At 68.0% G+C, this 21,017-nt stretch carries 16 protein-coding genes and 1 tRNA gene; 2 read left to right on the top strand and 15 right to left on the bottom strand.

All coding sequences use genetic code 11. The features are described from left to right. Positions 1 to 55: 55 nt before the first annotated feature. The 11 genes from ABZ386_RS27340 to ABZ386_RS27290 form a co-directional block, all read right to left on the bottom strand. Positions 56 to 3,955 (bottom strand): DNA-directed RNA polymerase subunit beta', encoded by a 3,900-nt coding sequence (locus ABZ386_RS27340; protein WP_114254774.1) that lies wholly within the window; start codon positions 3,953 to 3,955, stop codon positions 56 to 58. A gap of 97 nt (positions 3,956 to 4,052) precedes the next feature. Further along, positions 4,053 to 7,538, bottom strand: coding sequence for a DNA-directed RNA polymerase subunit beta (gene rpoB, locus ABZ386_RS27335; protein ID WP_351337638.1), 3,486 nt, complete (start codon positions 7,536 to 7,538; stop codon positions 4,053 to 4,055). Between the two features lie 574 nt (positions 7,539 to 8,112). Beyond that, entirely contained in the window at positions 8,113 to 8,502 is a 390-nt protein-coding gene (gene rplL / locus ABZ386_RS27330; RefSeq protein ID WP_351337640.1) for a 50S ribosomal protein L7/L12, read from the bottom strand. Positions 8,503 to 8,616: 114 nt separating this feature from the next. Further along, positions 8,617 to 9,147 carry a 50S ribosomal protein L10 gene (gene rplJ, locus ABZ386_RS27325; RefSeq protein WP_114254771.1) on the bottom strand — a complete coding sequence of 177 codons (531 nt, stop codon included), beginning with the start codon at positions 9,145 to 9,147 and terminating at the stop codon, positions 8,617 to 8,619. Between the two features lie 312 nt (positions 9,148 to 9,459). Continuing rightward, positions 9,460 to 10,290 carry a DUF1396 domain-containing protein gene (locus ABZ386_RS27320; protein WP_351337643.1) on the bottom strand — a complete coding sequence of 277 codons (831 nt, stop codon included), beginning with the start codon at positions 10,288 to 10,290 and terminating at the stop codon, positions 9,460 to 9,462. Positions 10,291 to 10,383: 93 nt separating this feature from the next. Then, positions 10,384 to 11,241 carry a hypothetical protein gene (locus ABZ386_RS27315; protein ID WP_358966244.1) on the bottom strand — a complete coding sequence of 286 codons (858 nt, stop codon included), beginning with the start codon at positions 11,239 to 11,241 and terminating at the stop codon, positions 10,384 to 10,386. 126 nt (positions 11,242 to 11,367) lie between these two features. Next, positions 11,368 to 12,093: a 50S ribosomal protein L1 gene (gene rplA, locus ABZ386_RS27310; protein WP_351337647.1), complete on the bottom strand. Its 726-nt coding sequence runs from the start codon at positions 12,091 to 12,093 to the stop codon at positions 11,368 to 11,370. 77 nt (positions 12,094 to 12,170) lie between these two features. After that, positions 12,171 to 12,605 carry a 50S ribosomal protein L11 gene (gene rplK, locus ABZ386_RS27305; RefSeq protein WP_003992325.1) on the bottom strand — a complete coding sequence of 145 codons (435 nt, stop codon included), beginning with the start codon at positions 12,603 to 12,605 and terminating at the stop codon, positions 12,171 to 12,173. A gap of 198 nt (positions 12,606 to 12,803) precedes the next feature. Next, positions 12,804 to 13,637 carry a transcription termination/antitermination protein NusG gene (nusG, locus tag ABZ386_RS27300; RefSeq protein ID WP_351337649.1) on the bottom strand — a complete coding sequence of 278 codons (834 nt, stop codon included), beginning with the start codon at positions 13,635 to 13,637 and terminating at the stop codon, positions 12,804 to 12,806. Between the two features lie 80 nt (positions 13,638 to 13,717). Further along, entirely contained in the window at positions 13,718 to 14,002 is a 285-nt protein-coding gene (secE, locus tag ABZ386_RS27295; protein ID WP_114254766.1) for a preprotein translocase subunit SecE, read from the bottom strand. 108 nt (positions 14,003 to 14,110) lie between these two features. Then, positions 14,111 to 14,183: transfer RNA gene (locus tag ABZ386_RS27290), tRNA-Trp, on the bottom strand. Between the two features lie 306 nt (positions 14,184 to 14,489). On the opposite strand from ABZ386_RS27290, the gene ABZ386_RS27285 reads away from it, so the two are divergent. Together ABZ386_RS27285 and ABZ386_RS27280 are read left to right on the top strand one after the other, a co-directional pair. Beyond that, positions 14,490 to 15,716: a pyridoxal phosphate-dependent aminotransferase gene (locus ABZ386_RS27285; protein ID WP_351337652.1), complete on the top strand. Its 1,227-nt coding sequence runs from the start codon at positions 14,490 to 14,492 to the stop codon at positions 15,714 to 15,716. Between the two features lie 131 nt (positions 15,717 to 15,847). Then, positions 15,848 to 16,879: an adenosine deaminase gene (locus ABZ386_RS27280; protein WP_351337655.1), complete on the top strand. Its 1,032-nt coding sequence runs from the start codon at positions 15,848 to 15,850 to the stop codon at positions 16,877 to 16,879. A 302-nt stretch (positions 16,880 to 17,181) separates the two neighbouring features. Here the strand turns inward: ABZ386_RS27280 and ABZ386_RS27275 are convergent, their stop codons facing one another. From ABZ386_RS27275 to ABZ386_RS27260, 4 genes are all read right to left on the bottom strand, one after another. Next, a complete protein-coding gene (locus ABZ386_RS27275) occupies positions 17,182 to 18,237 on the bottom strand; it encodes a UDP-N-acetylmuramate dehydrogenase (protein WP_351337658.1) in 1,056 nt (351 codons plus the stop codon). Positions 18,238 to 18,368: 131 nt separating this feature from the next. Continuing rightward, a complete protein-coding gene (locus ABZ386_RS27270) occupies positions 18,369 to 19,805 on the bottom strand; it encodes an MFS transporter (protein WP_351337661.1) in 1,437 nt (478 codons plus the stop codon). Positions 19,806 to 19,896: 91 nt separating this feature from the next. Then, entirely contained in the window at positions 19,897 to 20,466 is a 570-nt protein-coding gene (locus ABZ386_RS27265; protein WP_351337663.1) for a helix-turn-helix domain-containing protein, read from the bottom strand. 120 nt (positions 20,467 to 20,586) lie between these two features. Further along, positions 20,587 to 21,015 (bottom strand): MaoC family dehydratase, encoded by a 429-nt coding sequence (locus tag ABZ386_RS27260; RefSeq protein ID WP_114254760.1) that lies wholly within the window; start codon positions 21,013 to 21,015, stop codon positions 20,587 to 20,589. Between the last annotated feature and the right edge of the window lie 2 nt (positions 21,016 to 21,017).

Here is a 21,017-nt window from a genome sequence, read left to right as displayed (position 1 = left end):
AACGCCGAAGGGCGGTCACCCCGCAGGATGACCGCCCTCGGATCAAGCGACTCGCTTACTGGTTGTACGGACCGTAGTCGTAGTCCTCCAGCGGCACGGCCTGGCCGGAGCCCGTGCCGAACGGCGAGTAGTCGATGTCGTCGTAGCCGACGGCCGAGTACATCGCGGCCTTGGCCTCCTCGGTCGGCTCGACCCGGATGTTGCGGTAGCGGGACAGACCCGTACCGGCCGGGATGAGCTTACCGATGATGACGTTCTCCTTGAGGCCGATCAGGGAGTCGGACTTGGCGTTGATCGCCGCGTCCGTGAGGACCCTGGTCGTCTCCTGGAAGGACGCCGCCGACAGCCAGGACTCCGTGGCCAGCGAGGCCTTGGTGATACCCATGAGCTGCGGACGACCGGAGGCCGGGTGACCGCCCTCCTGGACCACACGACGGTTCTCGTGCTCGAACTTCGAGCGCTCGACCAGCTCGCCGGGCAGCAGCTCGGCGTCGCCGGACTCGATGATCGTCACGCGGCGCAGCATCTGCCGGATGATGATCTCGATGTGCTTGTCGTGGATCGACACACCCTGCGAGTTGTAGACCTTCTGGACCTCGCCGACCAGGTGGACCTGGACGGCACGCTGGCCCAGGATGCGCAGCACGTCGTGCGGGTTGGTGGCACCCACGGTGAGCTTCTGGCCCACCTCGACGTGCTCGCCCTCGCTGACCAGGAGTCGGGCGCGCTTCGAGATCGGGTACGCCGTCTCGTCGCTGCCGTCGTCCGGCGTGATGACGATCTTCTTGGTCTTCTCGGTCTCCTCGATCCGGACGCGGCCGGAGGCCTCGGAGATCGGGGCGACACCCTTCGGGGTACGGGCCTCGAAGAGCTCGACGACACGCGGCAGACCCTGGGTGATGTCGTCACCGGCCACACCGCCGGTGTGGAAGGTACGCATCGTCAGCTGGGTACCGGGCTCACCGATGGACTGGGCGGCGATGATGCCGACCGCCTCACCGATGTCGACCAGCTTGCCGGTGGCCAGCGAACGGCCGTAGCACATCGCGCAGGTGCCGACGGCGGACTCGCAGGTCAGGACCGAGCGGGTCTTGACCTCCTCGACGCCGCGCTGCACGAGCTCCTCGATGAGGACGTCGCCCAGGTCGGTACCGGCCGGGGCCAGCACCTGCCCGTCCACGACGATGTCCTCGGCGAGGCAGCGCGCGTACACGGAGGTCTCGACGTTCTCCGTCTTGATCAGCGCGCCCTCGGCGTTCCGGTCGGCGATCTTCAGACGCAGACCGCGCTCGGTGCCGCAGTCCTCCTCGCGAATGATGACGTCCTGGGAGACGTCGACCAGACGACGCGTGAGGTAACCCGAGTCGGCGGTACGCAGAGCGGTGTCCGCCAGACCCTTACGGGCACCGTGCGTGGAGATGAAGTACTCCAGCACGGACAGACCCTCGCGGAACGAGGCCTTGATGGGCCGCGGGATCGTCTCGTTCTTCGCGTTCGACACCAGACCACGCATACCGGCGATCTGACGCATCTGCATCATGTTGCCTCGTGCACCCGAGTTCACCATCATGAAGATCGGGTTGGTCTTCGGGAAGTTGTCGTTCATCGCCTCGGCGACCTCGTTGGTCGCCTTGGTCCAGATCGCGATGAGCTCCTGCGTGCGCTCGTCCTTGGTGATCAGACCGCGCTCGTACTGCTTCTGGACCTTCTCGTCCTGCGCCTCGTACCCGCGGACGATCTCCTTCTTCGCCTCGGGAACGACGACGTCGGAGATGGCGACGGTGACGCCGGAACGGGTCGCCCAGTAGAAGCCGGCCGCCTTCAGGTTGTCGAGCGTCGCCGCCACGATGACCTTCGGGTAGCGCTCGGCGAGGTCGTTGACGATCTCGGAGAGCTGCTTCTTGCCGACCTCGTAGTCGACGAACGGGTAGTCCTCGGGCAGCAGCTCGTTGAAGAGCGCACGGCCCAGCGTGGTGTTCAGCCGGAAGCTGTCACCCTGCTGCCACTCGGGCTCGCCCTCCTCGCGCGCCGGCGGGGTCCAGCCGCGCGGCGGGATGGTGCCGACCGGGAAGCGGACGTCGATCCTCGACTGGAGCGACAGCTCGCCCGCGTCGAAGGCCATGATCGCCTCGGCGACCGAGGCGAAGGAACGACCCTCGCCCTTCAGCTCGCGCATCTCACCGTCGGTGGTGAGGAAGAACAGACCGAGGACCATGTCCTGGGTCGGCATCGTCACCGGACGGCCGTCGGCGGGCTTGAGGATGTTGTTCGAGGACAGCATCAGGATGCGGGCCTCGGCCTGCGCCTCCGCGGAGAGCGGCAGGTGGACGGCCATCTGGTCACCGTCGAAGTCCGCGTTGAACGCGGTGCAGACGAGCGGGTGGATCTGGATGGCCTTGCCCTCGACCAGCTGCGGCTCGAAGGCCTGGATGCCGAGGCGGTGCAGCGTGGGCGCACGGTTCAGCAGAACCGGGTGCTCCGCGATGACCTCTTCCAGCACGTCGTACACGACCGTGCGGCCGCGCTCGACCATGCGCTTGGCGCTCTTGATGTTCTGCGCGTGGTTCAGGTCGACCAGGCGCTTCATCACGAACGGCTTGAAGAGCTCCAGCGCCATCGCCTTCGGCAGACCGCACTGGTGCAGCTTCAGCTGCGGACCGACGACGATCACGGAACGCGCGGAGTAGTCCACACGCTTACCGAGCAGGTTCTGACGGAAGCGACCCTGCTTACCCTTCAGCATGTCGCTGAGGGACTTCAGCGGGCGGTTACCCGGACCGGTGACCGGGCGACCACGACGACCGTTGTCGAAGAGGGCGTCAACAGCCTCCTGAAGCATGCGCTTCTCGTTGTTGACGATGATCTCCGGAGCACCCAGGTCCAGCAGGCGCTTCAGACGGTTGTTCCGGTTGATCACACGGCGGTACAGGTCGTTCAGGTCGGAGGTCGCGAAGCGGCCACCGTCCAGCTGCACCATCGGACGCAGGTCCGGCGGGATGACCGGCACGCAGTCGAGCACCATGCCCTTGGGGCTGTTGCTGGTCTGCAGGAACGCGGAGACGACCTTCAGGCGCTTGAGCGCACGGGTCTTCTTCTGGCCCTTGCCGGTGCGAATGATCTCGCGGAGCTTCTCGGCCTCCTCGTCGAGGTCGAAGGACTCCAGGCGCTTCTGCAGCGCCGCGGCACCCATCGAACCGTCGAAGTACGTGCCGAAGCGGTCACGCAGCTCGCGGTAGAGCAGCTCGTCGCCCTCCAGGTCCTGGACCTTGAGGTTCTTGAAGCGGTTCCACACCTCGTCGAGACGGTCGATCTCGCGCTGCGCACGGTCGCGCAGCTGCTTCATCTCGCGCTCGGCACCCTCACGCACCTTGCGGCGCACGTCGGCCTTGGCGCCCTCGGCCTCCAGCTCGGCTAGGTCGGTCTCGAGCTTCTTTGCGCGGGCCTCCAGGTCGGCGTCGCGGCGCTGCTCGATCTGCTGGCGCTCGACGGAGACGTGGGCCTCCAGCGAGGGCAGGTCACGCGTACGGCGCTCCTCGTCGACGTACGTGATCATGTACGCCGCGAAGTAGATGACCTTCTCCAGGTCCTTCGGGGCGAGGTCGAGCAGGTAGCCCAGACGCGACGGGACGCCCTTGAAGTACCAGATGTGCGTGACGGGAGCGGCCAGCTCGATGTGGCCCATCCGCTCACGACGCACCTTGGCGCGAGTCACCTCGACACCGCAGCGCTCACAGATGATGCCCTTGAAGCGGACGCGCTTGTACTTGCCGCAGTAGCACTCCCAGTCCCGGGTCGGACCGAAGATCTTCTCGCAGAAGAGTCCGTCCTTTTCGGGCTTGAGCGTGCGGTAGTTGATGGTCTCGGGCTTCTTGACCTCGCCGTGGCTCCACTGACGGATGTCGTCAGCGGTGGCCAGGCCGATCCGGAGCTCGTCGAAGAAGTTGACGTCGAGCACTATGCGTCAATCCCTCTCAGGGTTGTAAGTCTGTGGTCTGAAACGGGGGTCCTGGGGCCGGCGGACCTTGGGTTTCCCAAGGTCCGCCGAACTCCCGTCAGACCTCTTCGACGCTGCTCGGCTCGCGCCGGGACAGGTCGATGCCGAGCTCCTCCGCAGCGCGGAAGACGTCCTCGTCGGTGTCACGCATCTCGATGGACATACCGTCGCTGGACAGCACCTCCACGTTCAGGCAGAGAGACTGCATCTCCTTGATGAGCACCTTGAAGGACTCGGGGATGCCGGGCTCGGGGATGTTCTCGCCCTTGACGATGGCCTCGTAGACCTTCACGCGGCCGGTGACGTCGTCGGACTTGATGGTCAGCAGCTCCTGGAGGGCGTAAGCGGCGCCGTACGCCTCCAGCGCCCACACCTCCATCTCACCGAAGCGCTGGCCACCGAACTGGGCCTTACCACCCAGCGGCTGCTGGGTGATCATGGAGTAGGGGCCGGTCGAGCGGGCGTGCAGCTTGTCGTCGACCAGGTGGTGCAGCTTGAGGATGTACATGTAGCCGACCGAGATCGGCTCCGGGAAGGGCTCACCGGAACGGCCGTCGAACAGCCGCGCCTTGCCGGACGGGAGCACCATGCGCTCGCCGTCGCGGTTCGGGATGGTGTGCTCCAGCAGACCGGCCAGCTCGTCCTCGCGGGCACCGTCGAAGACCGGCGTCGCGACGTTGGTCCGCGGCGGGACCTGGTCGGCGTCGATGGCCTGCAGACGCTGCGCCCAGTCGTCGGCGAGACCGGAGACGTCCCAGCCCTGGCTGGCGAGCCAGCCGAGGTGGATCTCCAGCACCTGTCCCGGGTTCATTCGGGACGGCACACCGAGCGGGTTGAGGATGATGTCGACCGGGGTGCCGTCCTCCAGGAACGGCATGTCCTCGATCGGCAGGATCTTCGAGATGACGCCCTTGTTGCCGTGGCGGCCGGCGAGCTTGTCACCGTCGGTGATCTTGCGCTTCTGCGCGACGTAGACGCGCACCAGCTGGTTCACACCGGGGGGAAGCTCGTCGCCCTCCTCGCGGTCGAAGACGCGGACGCCGATGACCTTGCCGGTCTCGCCGTGCGGCACCTTCAGCGAGGTGTCACGGACCTCACGGGCCTTCTCACCGAAGATCGCGCGCAGCAGGCGCTCCTCCGGGGTCAGCTCGGTCTCACCCTTGGGGGTCACCTTGCCGACGAGGATGTCGCCGGCGATGACCTCGGCACCGATGCGGATGATGCCGCGCTCGTCGAGGTCGGCGAGGACCTCCTCGGAGACGTTCGGGATGTCCCGGGTGATCTCCTCGGGGCCGAGCTTGGTGTCACGGGCGTCGACCTCGTGCTCCTCGATGTGGATCGAGGAGAGGACGTCGTCCTGCACGAGGCGCTGCGACAGGATGATCGCGTCCTCGTAGTTGTGACCCTCCCACGGCATGAACGCCACGAGCAGGTTCTTGCCCAGCGCCATCTCGCCGTTCTGGGTGGCCGGACCGTCGGCCAGGACCTGGCCCTCGATGATCCGGTCGCCCTCGTTGACGATGACCTTCTGGTTGACCGAGGTGCCCTGGTTGGAGCGGGCGAACTTGGCCAGGCGGTACGTGATGTACGTGCCGTCGTCGTTGGCGGTGGTGATGTAGTCCGCGGAGACCTCCTGGACCACACCGGGCTTCTCGGCCTTGACCACGTCGCCGGCGTCGACCGCGGAGCGGTACTCCATGCCGGTGCCGACGAGCGGGGACTCGGACTTAATCAGCGGCACGGCCTGACGCATCATGTTCGCGCCCATGAGGGCACGGTTGGCGTCGTCGTGCTCGAGGAAGGGGATCATGGCGGTCGCGACCGACACCATCTGGCGCGGCGAGACGTCCATGTAGTCCACGTCCTCGGGGCCGACGTAGTCGACCTCGCCGCCCTTGCGGCGGACGAGCACGCGGGCCTCGGCGAAGCGGAGGTCGTCCGTCAGCGGCGCGTTGGCCTGCGCGATGACGAAGCGGTCCTCCTCGTCGGCCGTGAGGTAGTCGACCTGGTCGGTGACCTGGCCCTCGAACACCTTGCGGTACGGGGTCTCGACGAAACCGAACGCGTTCACGCGGCCGTAGGTGGCGAGCGAGCCGATCAGACCGATGTTCGGGCCTTCGGGGGTCTCGATCGGGCACATGCGGCCGTAGTGCGACGGGTGCACGTCACGGACCTCGAAGCCGGCCCGCTCACGGGACAGACCACCCGGGCCGAGCGCGGACAGACGCCGCTTGTGCGTCAGACCCGACAGCGGGTTGTTCTGGTCCATGAACTGGGACAGCTGGCTGGTGCCGAAGAACTCCTTGATGGAGGCGACGACCGGCCGGATGTTGATCAGGGTCTGCGGCGTGATCGCCTCGACGTCCTGGGTCGTCATCCGCTCGCGGACGACACGCTCCATACGCGCCAGACCCGTACGGACCTGGTTCTGGATGAGCTCGCCGACGCTGCGCAGGCGGCGGTTGCCGAAGTGGTCGATGTCGTCGGTCTCGACGACCACGGACGTGCCGTTGTCCCCGACCGTCTCGGTCTCGCCGGCGTGCAGCTTCACCAGGTACTTGATCGTCGCGATGATGTCCTCGACGGTCAGGATCCCGGCGTCCAGCGGGGTGTCCGTGCCCAGCTTCTTGTTGACCTTGTAGCGGCCGACCTTGGCCAGGTCGTAGCGCTTGGGGTTGAAGTACAGGTTCTCGAGCAGCGTCTGCGCGGCCTCACGCGTGGGGGGCTCGCCCGGACGCAGCTTGCGGTAGATGTCGAGCAGCGCGTCGTCCTGGCCCTGGGTGTGGTCCTTCTCCAGGGTGGCGCGCATGGACTCGTACTCGCCGAACTCCTCGAGGATCTGCTCGGTGGTCCAGCCGAGCGCCTTGAGCAGGACGGTGACGGACTGCTTGCGCTTGCGGTCGATGCGGACACCGACCATGTCGCGCTTGTCGATCTCCATCTCCAGCCAGGCACCCCGGGACGGGATGATCTTGGCGGAGAAGATGTCCTTGTCGGACGTCTTGTCGATGGAGGAGTCGAAGTAGACACCGGGGGAACGGACCAGCTGCGACACCACGACACGCTCGGTGCCGTTGATGACGAAGGTGCCCTTGTTCGTCATGAGCGGGAAGTCGCCCATGAAGACCGTCTGGGACTTGATCTCGCCGGTCTCGTTGTTGGTGAACTCAGCGGTGACGAAGAGCGGGGCCGCGTACGTGAAGTCGCGCTCCTTGCACTCGTCGATCGAGTTCTTCGGCGGCTCGAAGCGGTGGTCCCGGAACGTCAGCGACATCGACCCGCTGAAGTCCTCGATCGGGGAGATCTCCTCGAAGATCTCCTCGAGCCCGGACTTGGTGGGGACGTCCTGACCGTTCTCCAGAGCCTCCTCGACCCGACTCTGCCAGGCCGTGTTGCCGAGCAGCCAGTCGAAGCTCTCGGTCTGCAGCGCGAGCAGGTTGGGAACCTCGAGAGGCTCCTTGATCTTTGCAAAAGAGATGCGCAGCGGGGCGGTGCTGGCGCCGTTGTTCGTATTCGCGGTCGAGGCGTTGCGCGAGGCGGCCAAGAGGGGGTCCTTCCGAGGGCTCGGACTCACTACGCGCGTACCGGCCCCTCTCCCGTACACGGAGACAAGCTGTGCCGACAGGACCGAAAGGCCTGGTCAGACGTGGTCTTGTCTCGATGCTCGGGCGAGGGCAGACCCCTGGTGACGGGCAGGGGACAGCTAACAGGCAGCGCAAAGGGTCAGTGTAGCCACTCGGCACACTGATGTCCAGTGCGGGTTCTGGAACCCGTGTTCACCCTCGTTGTTCCACTCCTGCGACAAGGCCCTGCCCTCAACGCACGTTGATACTGCCCTCTTCGTCGCCGATCCATGCCTCGGATTCGGATCCTTGTGACGACGCGTCCTGAGAATTGCGCGCTGCGTGCGGTTCGTCAAGGCCCCCCTGCCCGAACCGGGGCCGTCCCAGAGACACGACGAAGATCACCATACCCCCCGCCACAGAGGGTGCAAGGCAACCGTGGCCGGACCCCTGAAACGCCGAGAAGCGACCACCCGGATGGATGATCGCTCCTCGGCGCTTACGCGTTACACGTCCTGGTGGACGTGTCGTGGATCCTGGCGGATCCGGGAGGTCTTACTTGACCTCGACGGAGGCACCGGCGCCCTCGAGGGCCTCCTTGGCCTTGTCGGCGGCCTCCTTGTTGACCTTCTCCAGAACCGGCTTCGGCGCACCGTCGACCAGGTCCTTGGCCTCCTTCAGGCCCAGGGAGGTGAGCTCACGCACGACCTTGATGACCTGGATCTTCTTGTCACCGGCGCCGGCGAGGATGACGTCGAACTCGTCCTTCTCCTCCGGGGCCTCGGCACCGGCGGCGGCACCGGCGCCACCGGCCATGACGACCGGGGCGGCCGCGGCGGCGGTGACGTCGAACTTCTCCTCGAACGCCTTCACGAACTCGGAGAGCTCGATGAGGGTCATCTCCTCGAACTGCGCGAGCAGGTCTTCCTGGCTGAGCTTCGCCATGATGGCGGTCCTTCCACTAAATCGGCAGGTGCCGGATGTACATGTGAGGCGGGCGTACGTGTGGCCCGCTACGGTCGCCGCGTTCAGGCAGCGGCGGCCGGGATGCGAGCCGAGTTACTCGGCACCGCCCTGCTCGTCCTGCTTGGCACGGAGCGCGTCCACGGTGCGGACGAGCTTCGACGGCAGCGCCTGGAAGACAGAGGCAGCCTGCGACTGCTTGCCCTTCATGGCACCGGCCAGCTTGGAGAGCAGAACCTCGCGGGACTCGAGGTCCGCAAGCTTCTTGATCTCATCTGCGGACAACGCCTTGCCGTCAAGGACGCCGCCCTTGATGACCAGGTTGGGGTTGTCCTTGGCGAAGTCACGGAGACCCTTCGCCGCCTCGACCGGGTCACCGGTCACGAAGGCGACGGCCGACGAACCCGTGAAGAGGTCGTCGATCGCGGTGATCCCGGCCTCGTTGGCCGCAATCTTGGTCAGCGTGTTCTTCGCCACACGGTACTGAGCGTTCTCACCGAGTGAACGGCGCAGCTGCTGGAGCTGAGCCACGGTGAGACCGGTGTACGCGGTAACGACGGCGCCGTTGGAGTTGCGGAACTTGTCCCGCATCTCCTCGACGGCATCGACCTTGTCAGGCCTCGCCATGAGCCTCGGCCTCCTTCCGGGTGATTCGGACCGCGCGGACCCGAAGGAGGACTGGGGAAAACGAAACGCCCCGGCGCAAGCGCACGGGGCGTAGCTCGACCGGTTTCACGCACGCACGGGGCGGCGGACTCCGGGAGCTTCTCCTGTGTCACCTGCGCGGGTCGTCCGCCGTTCAGCGGATCCTTCGGCCACCGCGCCCTCGTCCGAGCGCGCGGTAACGACCAGCGGTCTTTGGCTTCTGTAGGAGGGTACGGGAACGAATCGCTGTCAAGCAAATCCGCCCGTACGACCGACCAGAGAGAAGCAGACGGATCAGCTCTCGTCGAGGCCCTTGAACAGGTCGGCGAGGTCGGCGACGTCCTTGGCGGGCGGGGCCTTGATCTCCACCGGCTTGTTGTAGTCGAGGAAGGTGATGGTCATGTCGAGCGGGCCCTTGTCGGTGTCGCCCTTGGTGCGGAACTGCTTGGTGTGGTCGTCACCGTCGATCCACATGTCCATCGTGAGCTTGTCGATGCCCATCTTCTCGTACTGCTTGATGCTCTTCTCGCGCCGCTCGCGGGTCTCCGCGTCGTCCTTCTTGAGGGAGGCGCGGAGGTCGGCGAGGGTGACCGTGCCCGTGTAGTGGGTCGTCTCGACGCCGTCGACCTTCTCGGAGCCGACCTTCTTCACGTCCTTGGCGCCCGTGAGGAACGTGGACTCGGCGGCCGGGTTCTGCTCGGCCTGGCTGGTGGAGCCCAGCTGGTCCAGTTCCTTGCCGGCGTCGGAGCCGGACAGGTCGAACTTCATCCAGGTCTTGCCGTCCATCTCCTTGGCCATCTCGGCTCCCCCACCGATGTACATGGCCTTGTCGACGAGACGGATCTCGGTCTCACCGGCGGTGGCCGTCTGGCCGGACGCCGAGACCTTCATGCTCATGGCGATCGTGGGCTTCAGGCGCATCGACGCCTCGCCCTTGACCTTGCCGGACTCCGGCGCCGTACCGCTCATGCGGTAGTGGAGGGACGTGATGTCCTCCGTGTTCTTCGCCGCCTTGGCGACGGCGGCGGCGGGCGTCATCTCCGGCGACTGCTCGGATCCGCAGCCGACGACGCCGGCGGCGAGGACCAGGGCACCCAGGCCGGCGACAGGTATGTGCTTCTTCATTGATTCCCCCCAAGGAATGCATGCTTGCTGCACAGCAAGGCCGTGAGCCTATCCCAGAGGGGCACAGGTGATCTATCCGCATTCTCCGGGAGGTCAGGGCGTACCGGTCCGCTTCCGCATCAGGTCCTCGAAGTCGCCGGTGTCGGACAGCGGGGGCCGCTCGGCCCGGACCCGCACGCCGTAGTCGCCGTAATGGGCGGTCTGGGTCATCAGGCCCGTCGTCGCCCGGGCCTTCTCCACCTTCTTGACGAGCAGGTTCCGCTGGTCGATCCAGATGTCGACGGTCTCGGTGGTGACGCCGGCCTCGGTGAGCTGCTTCCGCAGGGCGGTGTCGGTGACGTCCGTCGCCTCGACGGTGCCGGACCAGTGCGTGGCGGGCCGGCCGCGCACGGTCTCCTCGCCGACCTTCCTGACGTCCCCGGAGGCCAGCAGGAGTTTCACGGACTGGTTGGGCGTGCTGGTACGCATCCGGTCCCCGAGGTGCGCCCCGGAGCCGCCCGTGAGTGCGTCCAGGTCGTCGTACGCGTACCGGATCCAGTTCTTGCCGCCGGTCTGCTCGGCGAACTTCTCGCCCATGCGTGCGTAGTAGGCGTCGGGCAGGTAGCGGGCCTCCATCGAGGTGCTGCCGAGCCGGCGCATGGTGTCGGCGATCGTGCCGCCGGTGTACGTGATGGTCAGGGTGCCGGTGATGCCGTCGGTCCAGCCGAGGGTGCCGTCGGCGGTCATGGACATCAGCGAGCCCATGGTCGTCGTGGACTCGACCCGGGCGGATCCGGCCCGCTCGGTGGCGCGCTCGGCGGAGCGCAGGACGGCCCGGTGGCTGCCGCTCGGGGCGCGGTCGTCCGCGCGGGGGCGGTCTCCGGGGTCCGGGGAGGTGCAGGCGGCCGGTCCCGCCAGCGCGGTCACCAGCGCGAGCACCAGCCCCGCTCGGCGCACGGTCGTGCCCTGCATACGTCCCCCGTTCCCATCCGGTTCCCGCACGTTAACCCAGGCAGCGGACGCGCGTACCGGAAAAGGGGACGGGCCCCGCACCTGTGAGAGGTGCGGGGCCCGTGACCGGTTGGGTGAGCCTGAGGCTCAGACCGCGGCCGGGTCCTCCTCGACGAGGAGGTTGCGGGTGCGGTTCGGGTCGACCGGAATGCCGGGGCCCATCGTGGTGGTGATGGCGGCCTTCTTGATGTAGCGACCCTTGGCGGCGGACGGCTTCAGACGGAGGATCTCCTCCAGCGCCGCGCCGTAGTTCTCCACCAGCTTGGTGTCGTCGAACGACGTCTTGCCGATGATGAAGTGCAGGTTCGAGTGCTTGTCGACGCGGAACTCGATCTTGCCGCCCTTGATCTCGGTGACGGCCTTGGCGGTGTCGGGGGTGACGGTGCCGGTCTTCGGGTTCGGCATCAGACCACGCGGACCGAGCACGCGGCCGAGGCGGCCGACCTTGCCCATGAGGTCCGGGGTGGCGACGACGGCGTCGAAGTCCAGACGGCCCTTCGACACCTCGTCGATCAGCTCGTCGGCGCCGACGATGTCGGCGCCCGCGGCACGCGCGGCCTCGGCACGGTCGCCGGTCGCGAAGACCAGGACCCGGGCGGTCTTACCGGTGCCGTGCGGGAGGTTCACGGTGCCACGGACCATCTGGTCGGCCTTGCGCGGGTCGACACCCAGGCGGAAGGCGACCTCGACGGTGCCGTCGAACTTGGTCGTGGAGGTCTCCTTGGCGAGACGGACGGCCTCGAGCGGGGCGTAGAGCTTCTCCCGGTCGACCTTGGCGTCCGCAGCGCGAAGGGACTTGCTGCGCTTGCTCACTACTGCTCCTGTGGATTCTTAGGAGTCGTGGTCCGGGCCGAGCAGGCCCTGCCACTTCTGCTGATGGAGGTTGGGGCTCAGCCCTCGACCGTGACGCCCATGGAACGGGCGGTGCCGGCGATGATCTTCTCGGCGGCGTCCAGGTCGTTGGCGTTGAGGTCGGGCATCTTCGTGGTGGCGATCTCGCGGACCTGGTCACGCGTGATCTTCGCGACCTTGGTCTTGTGCGGCTCGCCGGAGCCCTTCTCGATGCCCGCGGCCTTCAGGATCATCTTGGCGGCCGGCGGGGTCTTGGTGATGAAGGTGAAGGAGCGGTCCTCGTAGACCGTGATCTCCACCGGGATGACCCAGCCACGCTGCGACTCGGTCGCGGCGTTGTAGGCCTTGCAGAACTCCATGATGTTGACGCCGTGCTGACCCAGCGCGGGGCCGACCGGCGGGGCCGGGTTGGCGGCACCGGCCTGGATCTGGAGCTTGATGAGCCCCGTGACCTTCTTCTTCTTGGGAGGCATAGCTCTCCGGGTCCTTTCGATTCGGGTCCTGCCCACGCCCGGGGACCACCCGGATGCAGGCATACCGCACAACGATAACGGGTATAGATGCGCGGCCAAAAACCGAGCAGGTCAGACAAGCGCCGGAGCGTTCGCCTGACCTGCGCGGAAGCGGTGGGTCCGGAAGAGAACCAGTTTCTGGATCTGGTTCTTCCGGAGCTAGTTCTTCTGGATCTGGTCGAAGGAGAGCTCGACCGGCGTCTCGCGGCCGAAGATCTCGACGAGGCCCTTGACCTTCTTCGAGTCGGGGTTGATCTCGTTGATGGTCGCCTGCAGCGTGGCGAACGGGCCGTCGGTGACGGTGACCGAGTCGCCGACCTCGAAGTCCAGCACCTGGACCTCGACCTTGCGCTGCGGAGCCGGCTTGCCCTCGGCCTCGGCGGCCTCGCGGGCGGCCTTCTCCTCGGCCTCCGGGGCGAGCATCTTGACGATCTCGTCCAGGGTCAGCGGGTACGGGTCGTAGGCGTTGCCCACGAAGCCGGTGACGCCGGGGGTGTTGCGGACGACGCCCCAGGACTCGTTCGTCAGGTCCATGCGGACCAGGACGTAGCCCGGGAGCTTGTTCTGCTTGATCGTCTTGCGGTCGCCGTTCTTGATCTGGACGACCTCTTCCTGCGGCACCTCGGCCTGGAAGATGTAGTCCTCGACGTTCAGCGAGACGGCGCGCTGCTCCAGGTTGGTCTTCACGCGGTTCTCGTAGCCGGCGTAGGTGTGGATCACGTACCACTCGCCGGGCAGGACGCGCAGTTCCTCGCGGAGCTTCTCGATCGGGTCGCGGTCGTCCTCGGGCTCTTCCTCGGCCTCGTCCGCGACCTCTGCGTCGGTCTCGGCCTCGGTCTCCGCCTCGGCGGCGTCGTCGTCCGCGACGGCGTCGGCAGCCTCGACCTCGGCGGAGGTCTCGGTGTCCTCGCTGTCCGCGCCCTCGACGGTGTCGAGCTCGTCCTCGACGGACTCGACAGGCTCGATGGCGTCGTTCACGTTCGGGTCAGACACGGTGGCTGCTTCTTCCTGGATACATAGGGGTGGAACATGCGAAAGGAGCGCCGGGTACCTCGGCGCTCTTCGCTGGCGACTCAGCCGAACACGTACTTGGCGGCGTTGCTGAGCCCATAGTCAATCACGGTGACCAGGCCGATCATGATGACGACGAAGATGATCACCACGGTCGTGTACGTCGAGAGCTGGTTGCGGGTCGGCCAGACGACCTTGCGCAGCTCGGCGACGATCTGGCGGTAGAAGAGGGCAAGCCGCTTCAGCGGGCCCTTCTTGCCGCGCTTGCCGCCCTTGCGGGTCTTCTTGGACTCCGGCGCCTCGTCCTGGGCATCAGGCATGTCGATGGAGCCCACGGCGTCCGTCACTCGTCCTCACCTGATTCCGGGTCGTGGCCGTGCCGCGCCCGGTCTGAGCCGCACGGCGGTGCATTGCTGTACGTACATGCGCACACATCCTGGCGAAGGTGTGTGTAGCAGGGCCGGAGGGACTTGAACCCCCAACCGCTGGTTTTGGAGACCAGTGCTCTACCAATTGAGCTACGACCCTTTGTGTGTCCCCCAACGTACCGCATCCGTCCGGATGCTTGGTGTGCACCGAACGGGCGCGGCCTGCGGGAGGCCAACGAGGTGAGAGTGTACGTGGTCTGCGGCCGGTCGTCGAACAGATAGGACCGCGGGAAGGGCACGTTGGCGGAAGATCGCCTGCCGGGAGGGCTTCGCAACCCGGGATATCGACTGAAGATCGACCTGGCGGCGCGGGGGATCCGGACTGTTGTTCAGGGGTTTGCCCGGCGTTGTTCAGTCTGTGAAACCCCCGTGCCGCCCGCGTTTCCTGTCTGAAACGATGGGGCCCATGAGCGCTGCAACCCCTCCCACCGAGCGCCGGGTCTCCGCCCGAGTCGGCGCGATCTCCGAGTCCGCCACCCTCGCCGTGGACGCCAAGGCCAAGGCCCTCAAGGCCGCCGGGCGGCCGGTGATCGGCTTCGGCGCCGGTGAGCCCGACTTCCCGACCCCGGACTACATCGTCGAGGCCGCGATCGAGGCCTGCAAGAACCCGAAGTTCCACCGCTACACGCCCGCGGGCGGTCTGCCCGAGCTGAAGGCCGCGATCGCCGCGAAGACGCTGCGCGACTCGGGCTACGAGGTCGACGCCTCGCAGATCCTCGTCACCAACGGTGGCAAGCAGGCCATCTACGAGGCCTTCGCCGCGATCCTCGACCCGGGCGACGAGGTCATCGTGCCCGCGCCGTACTGGACGACCTACCCGGAGTCGATCCGCCTGGCCGGGGGTGTCCCGGTGGAGGTCGTCGCGGACGAGACGACCGGCTACCGGGTGACCGTCGAGCAGCTGGAGGCGGCCCGTACGGAGAAGACGAAGGTCGTGCTCTTCGTCTCGCCGTCGAACCCGACCGGCGCGGTCTACAGCGAGCAGGAGACCGAGGCGATCGGCCACTGGGCGGTCGAGCACGGCCTGTGGGTGCTGACCGACGAGATCTACGAGCACCTGGTCTACGGCGGTGCCTCCGCGGTGTCGCTGCCGGCGGTGCTGCCCGAGCTGCGCGACAAGTGCATCGTGGTGAACGGCGTCGCGAAGACGTACGCGATGACCGGCTGGCGCGTCGGGTGGATCATCGGCCCCAAGGACGTCGTCAAGGCGGCGACGAACCTCCAGTCGCACGCCACGTCCAACGTCTCCAACGTCGCCCAGGCCGCGGCGCTGGCCGCGGTCTCCGGTGACCTGGACGCCGTCGCGAAGATGCGTGAGGCCTTCGACCGGCGCCGCAAGACGATCGTGCGGATGCTGAACGAGATCGACGGCGTGGTCTGCCCGGAGCCGGAGGGCGCGTTCTACGCGTACCCGTCGGTGAAGGCGCTGGTCGGCAAGGAGATCCGGGGCAAGCGGCCCAAGGACACGGTCGAGCTGGCCGCGCTGATCCTGGAGGAGGCCGAGGTCGCGGTGGTGCCGGGTGAGGCGTTCGGTACGCCGGGGTACCTGCGGCTGTCGTACGCGCTGGGCGACGAGGACCTCGTCGAGGGCGTGAGCCGGATCCAGAAGCTGCTGGCGGAGGCGCGGGACTGACGTCCGCTTCGCCGGCCCCCGGGCCTGGGGCACATACCGGATTCGGTATGTGCCCCAATTGTTTGTGCGAGCAAGACCACTAAAGGGGAAACCGCTACCGGGACGGCTGAGGCGTACGGCAGGATCCTGGGATGGAGCGTGTACGTGATGTCTCTGAGCTGCCGAAAGCCCATCTGCACCTGCACTTCACCGGGTCGATGCGGCCCTCGACGGTGCTGGAACTGGCCGACAAGTACGGCGTCCGGTTGCCTGATGCGCTGAGTGAGGCGCTGACCAGCGGGGAGCCGCCGAGTCTGCGGGCGACGGACGAGCGGGGCTGGTTCCGCTTTCAGCGGCTGTACGACGCGGCGCGCTCGTGCCTGCGGGAGCCGGAGGACATCCAGCGGCTGGTGCGGGAGGCCGCGGAGGAGGATCTGCGGGACGGGTCGGGGTGGCTGGAGATCCAGGTCGACCCGACGTCTTACGCGCCGCGGCTGGGGGGTCTGATCCCGGCGCTGGAGGTCATCCTGGACGCGGTGGAGACGACGTCGCGGGAGACGGGGCTCGGGATGCGGGTGCTGGTCGCGGCGAACCGGATGAAGCATCCGCTGGACGCGCGGACACTGGCGCGGCTGGCGGTGCGGTACGCGGACCGGGGCGTCGTCGGGTTCGGGCTGTCGAACGACGAGCGGCGGGGCATGGCGCGGGACTTCGACCGGGCGTTCGGGATCGCCCGGGAGGCCGGGCTGCTGTCGGCGCCGCACGGGGGTGAGCTGGCGGGGCCGTCGTCGGTGCGTGACTGTCTGGACGACCTGGGGGCGAACCGGGTGGGGCACGGGGTGCGGGCGGCGGAGGATCCCCGGCTGATGAAGCGGCTGGCCGACCGGCAGGTGACCTGCGAGGTGTGCCCGGCGTCGAACGTGGCGCTGGGGGTGTACGAGAAGCCGGAGGACGTGCCGCTGCGGACGCTGTTCGAGGCGGGGGTGCCGTTGGCGCTGGGCGCGGACGATCCGTTGCTGTTCGGGTCGCGGCTGGCGGCGCAGTACGAGATCGCGCGGGTCCATCACGGCTTCACGGACGCGGAGCTGGCGGAGCTGGCCCGGCAGTCGGTACGGGGGTCGGCGGCGCCGGAGGGGGTGAAGGAGGAGCTGCTGGCGGGGGTGGATGCGTGGCTGGTGTCGTAGCGCGTGCCGGGGCATGCCTTGCGGCTGTGTGGGGGTGCGCGCCTTCGCCTTCTCGCCGGGGGTGGGTCGGGGCCGCGCCGGGGGGTGTCCGTCCTCGGAACGGCGCGATCGACTTGCGTACCGACTGACTGTCCGTTGACGCGCCAACCGCTGCGGGCGGACACCCCCCGACACGTCCCCTTGCGTCGTACGGCGGCTGCCGGTCCGCTTAGCTGCGGGCAATCGTGCCGCTAAGGGCGGCACGGGTGGGCGCAGCGGCACCTCGTCGCGCCGAGCTGCGCAACGCCCCGGCCCCAGCACACCTACAGGCTGACCCCGACCGTCACCGGCTCGTTGACCAGCGTGATTCCGAACGCCTCGCGCACACCGGCCACGACCTCACGGGCCAGGGCGAGGAGATCCTCCGTCGTCGCGGCTCCCCGGTTCGTCAGCGCCAGCGTGTGCTTCGTGGAGATCCGGGCCGGACCGTCGCCGTAGCCCTTCTCGAAGCCGGCCTTGTCGATCAGCCAGGCCGCGGAGGTCTTGGTACGGCCCTCGCCGGCCGGGTAGGCGGGCGGTTCCACCCCGTCGCCGAGCCGGTCGTGCACGCGGGCACGGAACGTCTGGAAGTCCGCGTCCGTGAGGATCGGGTTGGTGAAGAACGACCCGGCCGACCAGGTGTCGTGGTCCTCGGGGTCCAGGACCATGCCCTTGCCGGCGCGCAGCTTGAGCACCGTGTCACGGGCCGAGGCGAGCGGGACGCGGTCGCCGGCTTCGACACCGAGGGCACGGGCCGTCTCGGCGTACCGGAGGGGGGCGGAGAGGCCGTCGGCGTCCTCCAGGGCGAAGCGGACGCGCAGGACCACGTACCGCTCGGGGTCGGACTTGAAGCGGCTGTGGCGGTAGGAGAAGGCGCAGTCCTCATTGGCCAGGGTGACCGTCTCGCCGGTGCGGCGGTCGTACGCGACGACCTCGGTGATCGTGGAGGACACCTCCTGGCCGTACGCCCCGACGTTCTGGATGGGGGTCGCGCCGGCCGAGCCGGGGATGCCGGCCAGGCACTCGATGCCGGCCAGGCCCGCCTCGACCGTGCGGGCGACGGCGTCGGTCCACACTTCTCCGGCCGCGAGCTCCAGCTTCGTGCCGTCGAGGGAGAAGCCCTTGGTGGCGATGACGAGGGCCGTGCCGTCGAAGCCCTTGTCGCCGATGACCAGGTTCGAGCCGCCGCCGATGAGCAGCAGCGGGGTGCCCGTCTCGTCGGCTTCGCGGACGACGGCGATCACCTCGTCGTCCGTCGTCGCGGTGATCAGCCGGGTCGCGGGGCCGCCCAGCCGGAAGGTGGTCAGCGGGGCGAGGGGGGCGTCGTGGAGTTCCTGCACGGGCTCAAGAGTACGAGACGGCACTGACGGCGCCGGGCACGCGTGCGTGCGGCCCTGCTCGCGGGGAGCGGGGCCGCACGCGCGCGTGGCGGCTTCCAGGGCAGGCGGCGGAGCCTCGTGCCGTCTTTCGGTCAGCGGGAGGCCGTCTCCAGTACCGGTGCCGGTTTCGCCGGGACCTGTCGGTGTTCCGTGCGGCGGCGGGTGGGGATCAGCAGGGCCGCGACGCCCGCGAGGGCGACCACCGCGGAGCCCGTCACCAGGGCGGGTCGCATGCCGTCGACGAAGGTCTGGCCGGTCTCGTAGCCGCCCTGGGCCGCGAAGATCGACGCCATGACGGCGATGCCGAGCGCTCCCCCGACCTCGCGCAGGGCGTTGTTGGCCCCCGAGGCGATGCCCTGCTCGTGGGGCCGGACGCTGGACATCACCAGGTGCGAGGCGGGCGCGAAGAACAGGGCCATGCCGATGCCGCTGACGATCAGGGCGGGCAGCTGGGCCGCGTAGGAGGCGTCGGCCGTGGCCACGACCGCCATGTAGCCGAGGCCCAGGGCCTGGAGGAAGAGGCCCGTCGCGACGACAGGGCGGCCGCCGACGCGGTCGGCCAGGATGCCGGCGATCGGGGCGACGAGCATGGGCATGCCGGTCCAGGGCAGCATCCTGAGCCCCGCCTCGGTGGGCGAGTAGCCGAGGACGCCCTGCATGTACTGGCTGAGCAGGAAGATCGAGCCGAACATGCCGAGGAACATCAGCAGGCTCGCCGCGTTGATGCCGGAGAAGGCCCGGGAGCGGAACAGCCGCATCGGGAGCATGGGGTTCTTGGCGCGGGTGCTGTAGAGGACGAAGCCGGCGAGCAGCGCGGAGCCCGCGAACAGGCCCGTCAGGACCAGGCCGCCGGTCCAGCCGTCGGCGGGGCCGCGGACCAGGCCGTAGACGATGCCGAACAGTCCGCCGCTGGCGAGGAGGGTGCCGGGGATGTCGAGCGGGGCTCCGGTGCCGTGGGACTCGGCGAGGCGGAGGCGGGCCAGGGGCAGCAGGGCCAGACCGAGCGGGACGTTCAGCCAGAAGATCCACTGCCAGGAGATGTGTTCGGTGAGGGTGCCGCCGACCAGCGGTCCGGAGGCGACGGCGAGTCCGTTGACGGCTCCCCAGATGCCGTAGGCCATGCCCCGCTTGGCGGCGGGCACGGCCGCGGTCAGCAGGGTGAGCGTCAGCGGCATCATCACCGCGGCTCCGGCGCCCTGGACCGCGCGGGCGGCGATGAGGGAGTCGATGCCGGGCGCCAGGGCCGCCGCGGCCGATGCCCCGGTGAAGACGGCGAGTCCGGCCATGAAGAGCCGGCGGCGGCCGAAGCGGTCGCCGAGGGCCGCGCCGAACATCAGCAGCACGGCGAAGGTGAGCGTGTAGGCGCTCACGGTCCATTCCAGGTCGTGCAGGCCCCCGCCGAGGTCCTCGCGGATGGAGGGCAGGGCGGTGGTGACGACGAGGTTGTCCAGGGCCGCCATGAATCCGGCGACGCTGGTGATGACGAGGGCCCAGGCGGCTCCCCCGCGGCGTGCGGTGTGCTGTGACATTGCTCCCCCAGAGCTTGATCCCATAACTGCTTAGTTATTGATCACTAACTTTCTCGATCATGAAAAGGCGCGGTCTCCTCACCCGCCCTCGTCAGTGCTCCAGCCGGCCCTTGGTGCGCGCCGAGGGGTACAGCCCCTCCCAGACGCGGTGCTCGGGCGGGAAGCCCATGCCGACCAGGCAGTTGACGAGCATCCCGTAGGCCAGGAAGGTCGTCGTCTCGTTGACGTCGGCGCCCAGCGGCAGATGGACGGTGTCCCACAGCCGCATCCAGCCGGCGCGCACCGACTCGCCGAACTCGTGGTCGCCCTCCTGCTCGGCGGCCGCGACGGCGACGTACATCTGCATCTGCATCATCAGCTGTTCCGGGTGCTCGGCGATGACCCTGGTGTACGCGTTCGCCATGGCGTGCAGGGCCTCTTCGCCGTGCAGGCCCTCGGAGGCCTCCGCGAAGGTGCGGATGGTGTCCTCCACGCAGCGCTCCGCCGCCGCCAGGAACATCGCCTTCTTGCCCGGGAAGAGCCGGAAGAGATACGGCTGCGAGACGCCGACGCGCCGGGCGATCGCCTCGGTCGACGTGCCGTGGTAGCCGCCGCGGGCGAACTCGGCCGCCGCCGCGCGGATGACGCTCTCACGCCGCTCTTCCGCACTCATCCTGACCATGCGGCTAAGTTAGTACTCAATCACTAACTAAGTCAAGCGCAGGTCCAGCGCCCTCCGCCCGACGAGTAAGGGGCGCCCCGCAAGGGAGAGCGCCCCTTACCTCGTACCTCGCGTCCGGTCTCAGGCCAGCCGTACGACCGCCCGCGACATGCCCAGCACCTTCTGCCCGGCACTGGTCGCCGTGAGGTCCACGCGGACCGTGTTGTCGTCGAGCTTGGCCGCGACCTTGCCGCTGACCTCGATCTCGGCACCCTTGTCGTCGTTGGGCACGACGACCGGCTTGGTGAAGCGGACGCCGTACTCGACGACCGCGCCGGGGTCGCCGGCCCAGTCGGTGACCACGCGGATCGCCTCGGCCATGGTGAACATGCCGTGCGCGATGACGTCCGGCAGGCCGACCTCCTTGGCGAACTTCTCGTTCCAGTGGATCGGGTTGAAGTCGCCGGAGGCGCCCGCGTACTGGACGAGGGTCGCGCGGGTCACGGGGAAGGTCTGCGCGGGCAGTTCGGTGCCGACCTCGACGTCGGAGTAGGAGATCTTCGCCGTCATGG

It is taken from the genome of Streptomyces sp. NPDC006140 (assembly GCF_040628815.1).
Classification (GTDB): Bacteria; Actinomycetota; Actinomycetes; order Streptomycetales; family Streptomycetaceae; genus Streptomyces.
Note: the sequence above shows the minus strand (reverse complement) of the source record. Positions and strands in the feature narration are given on the sequence as shown.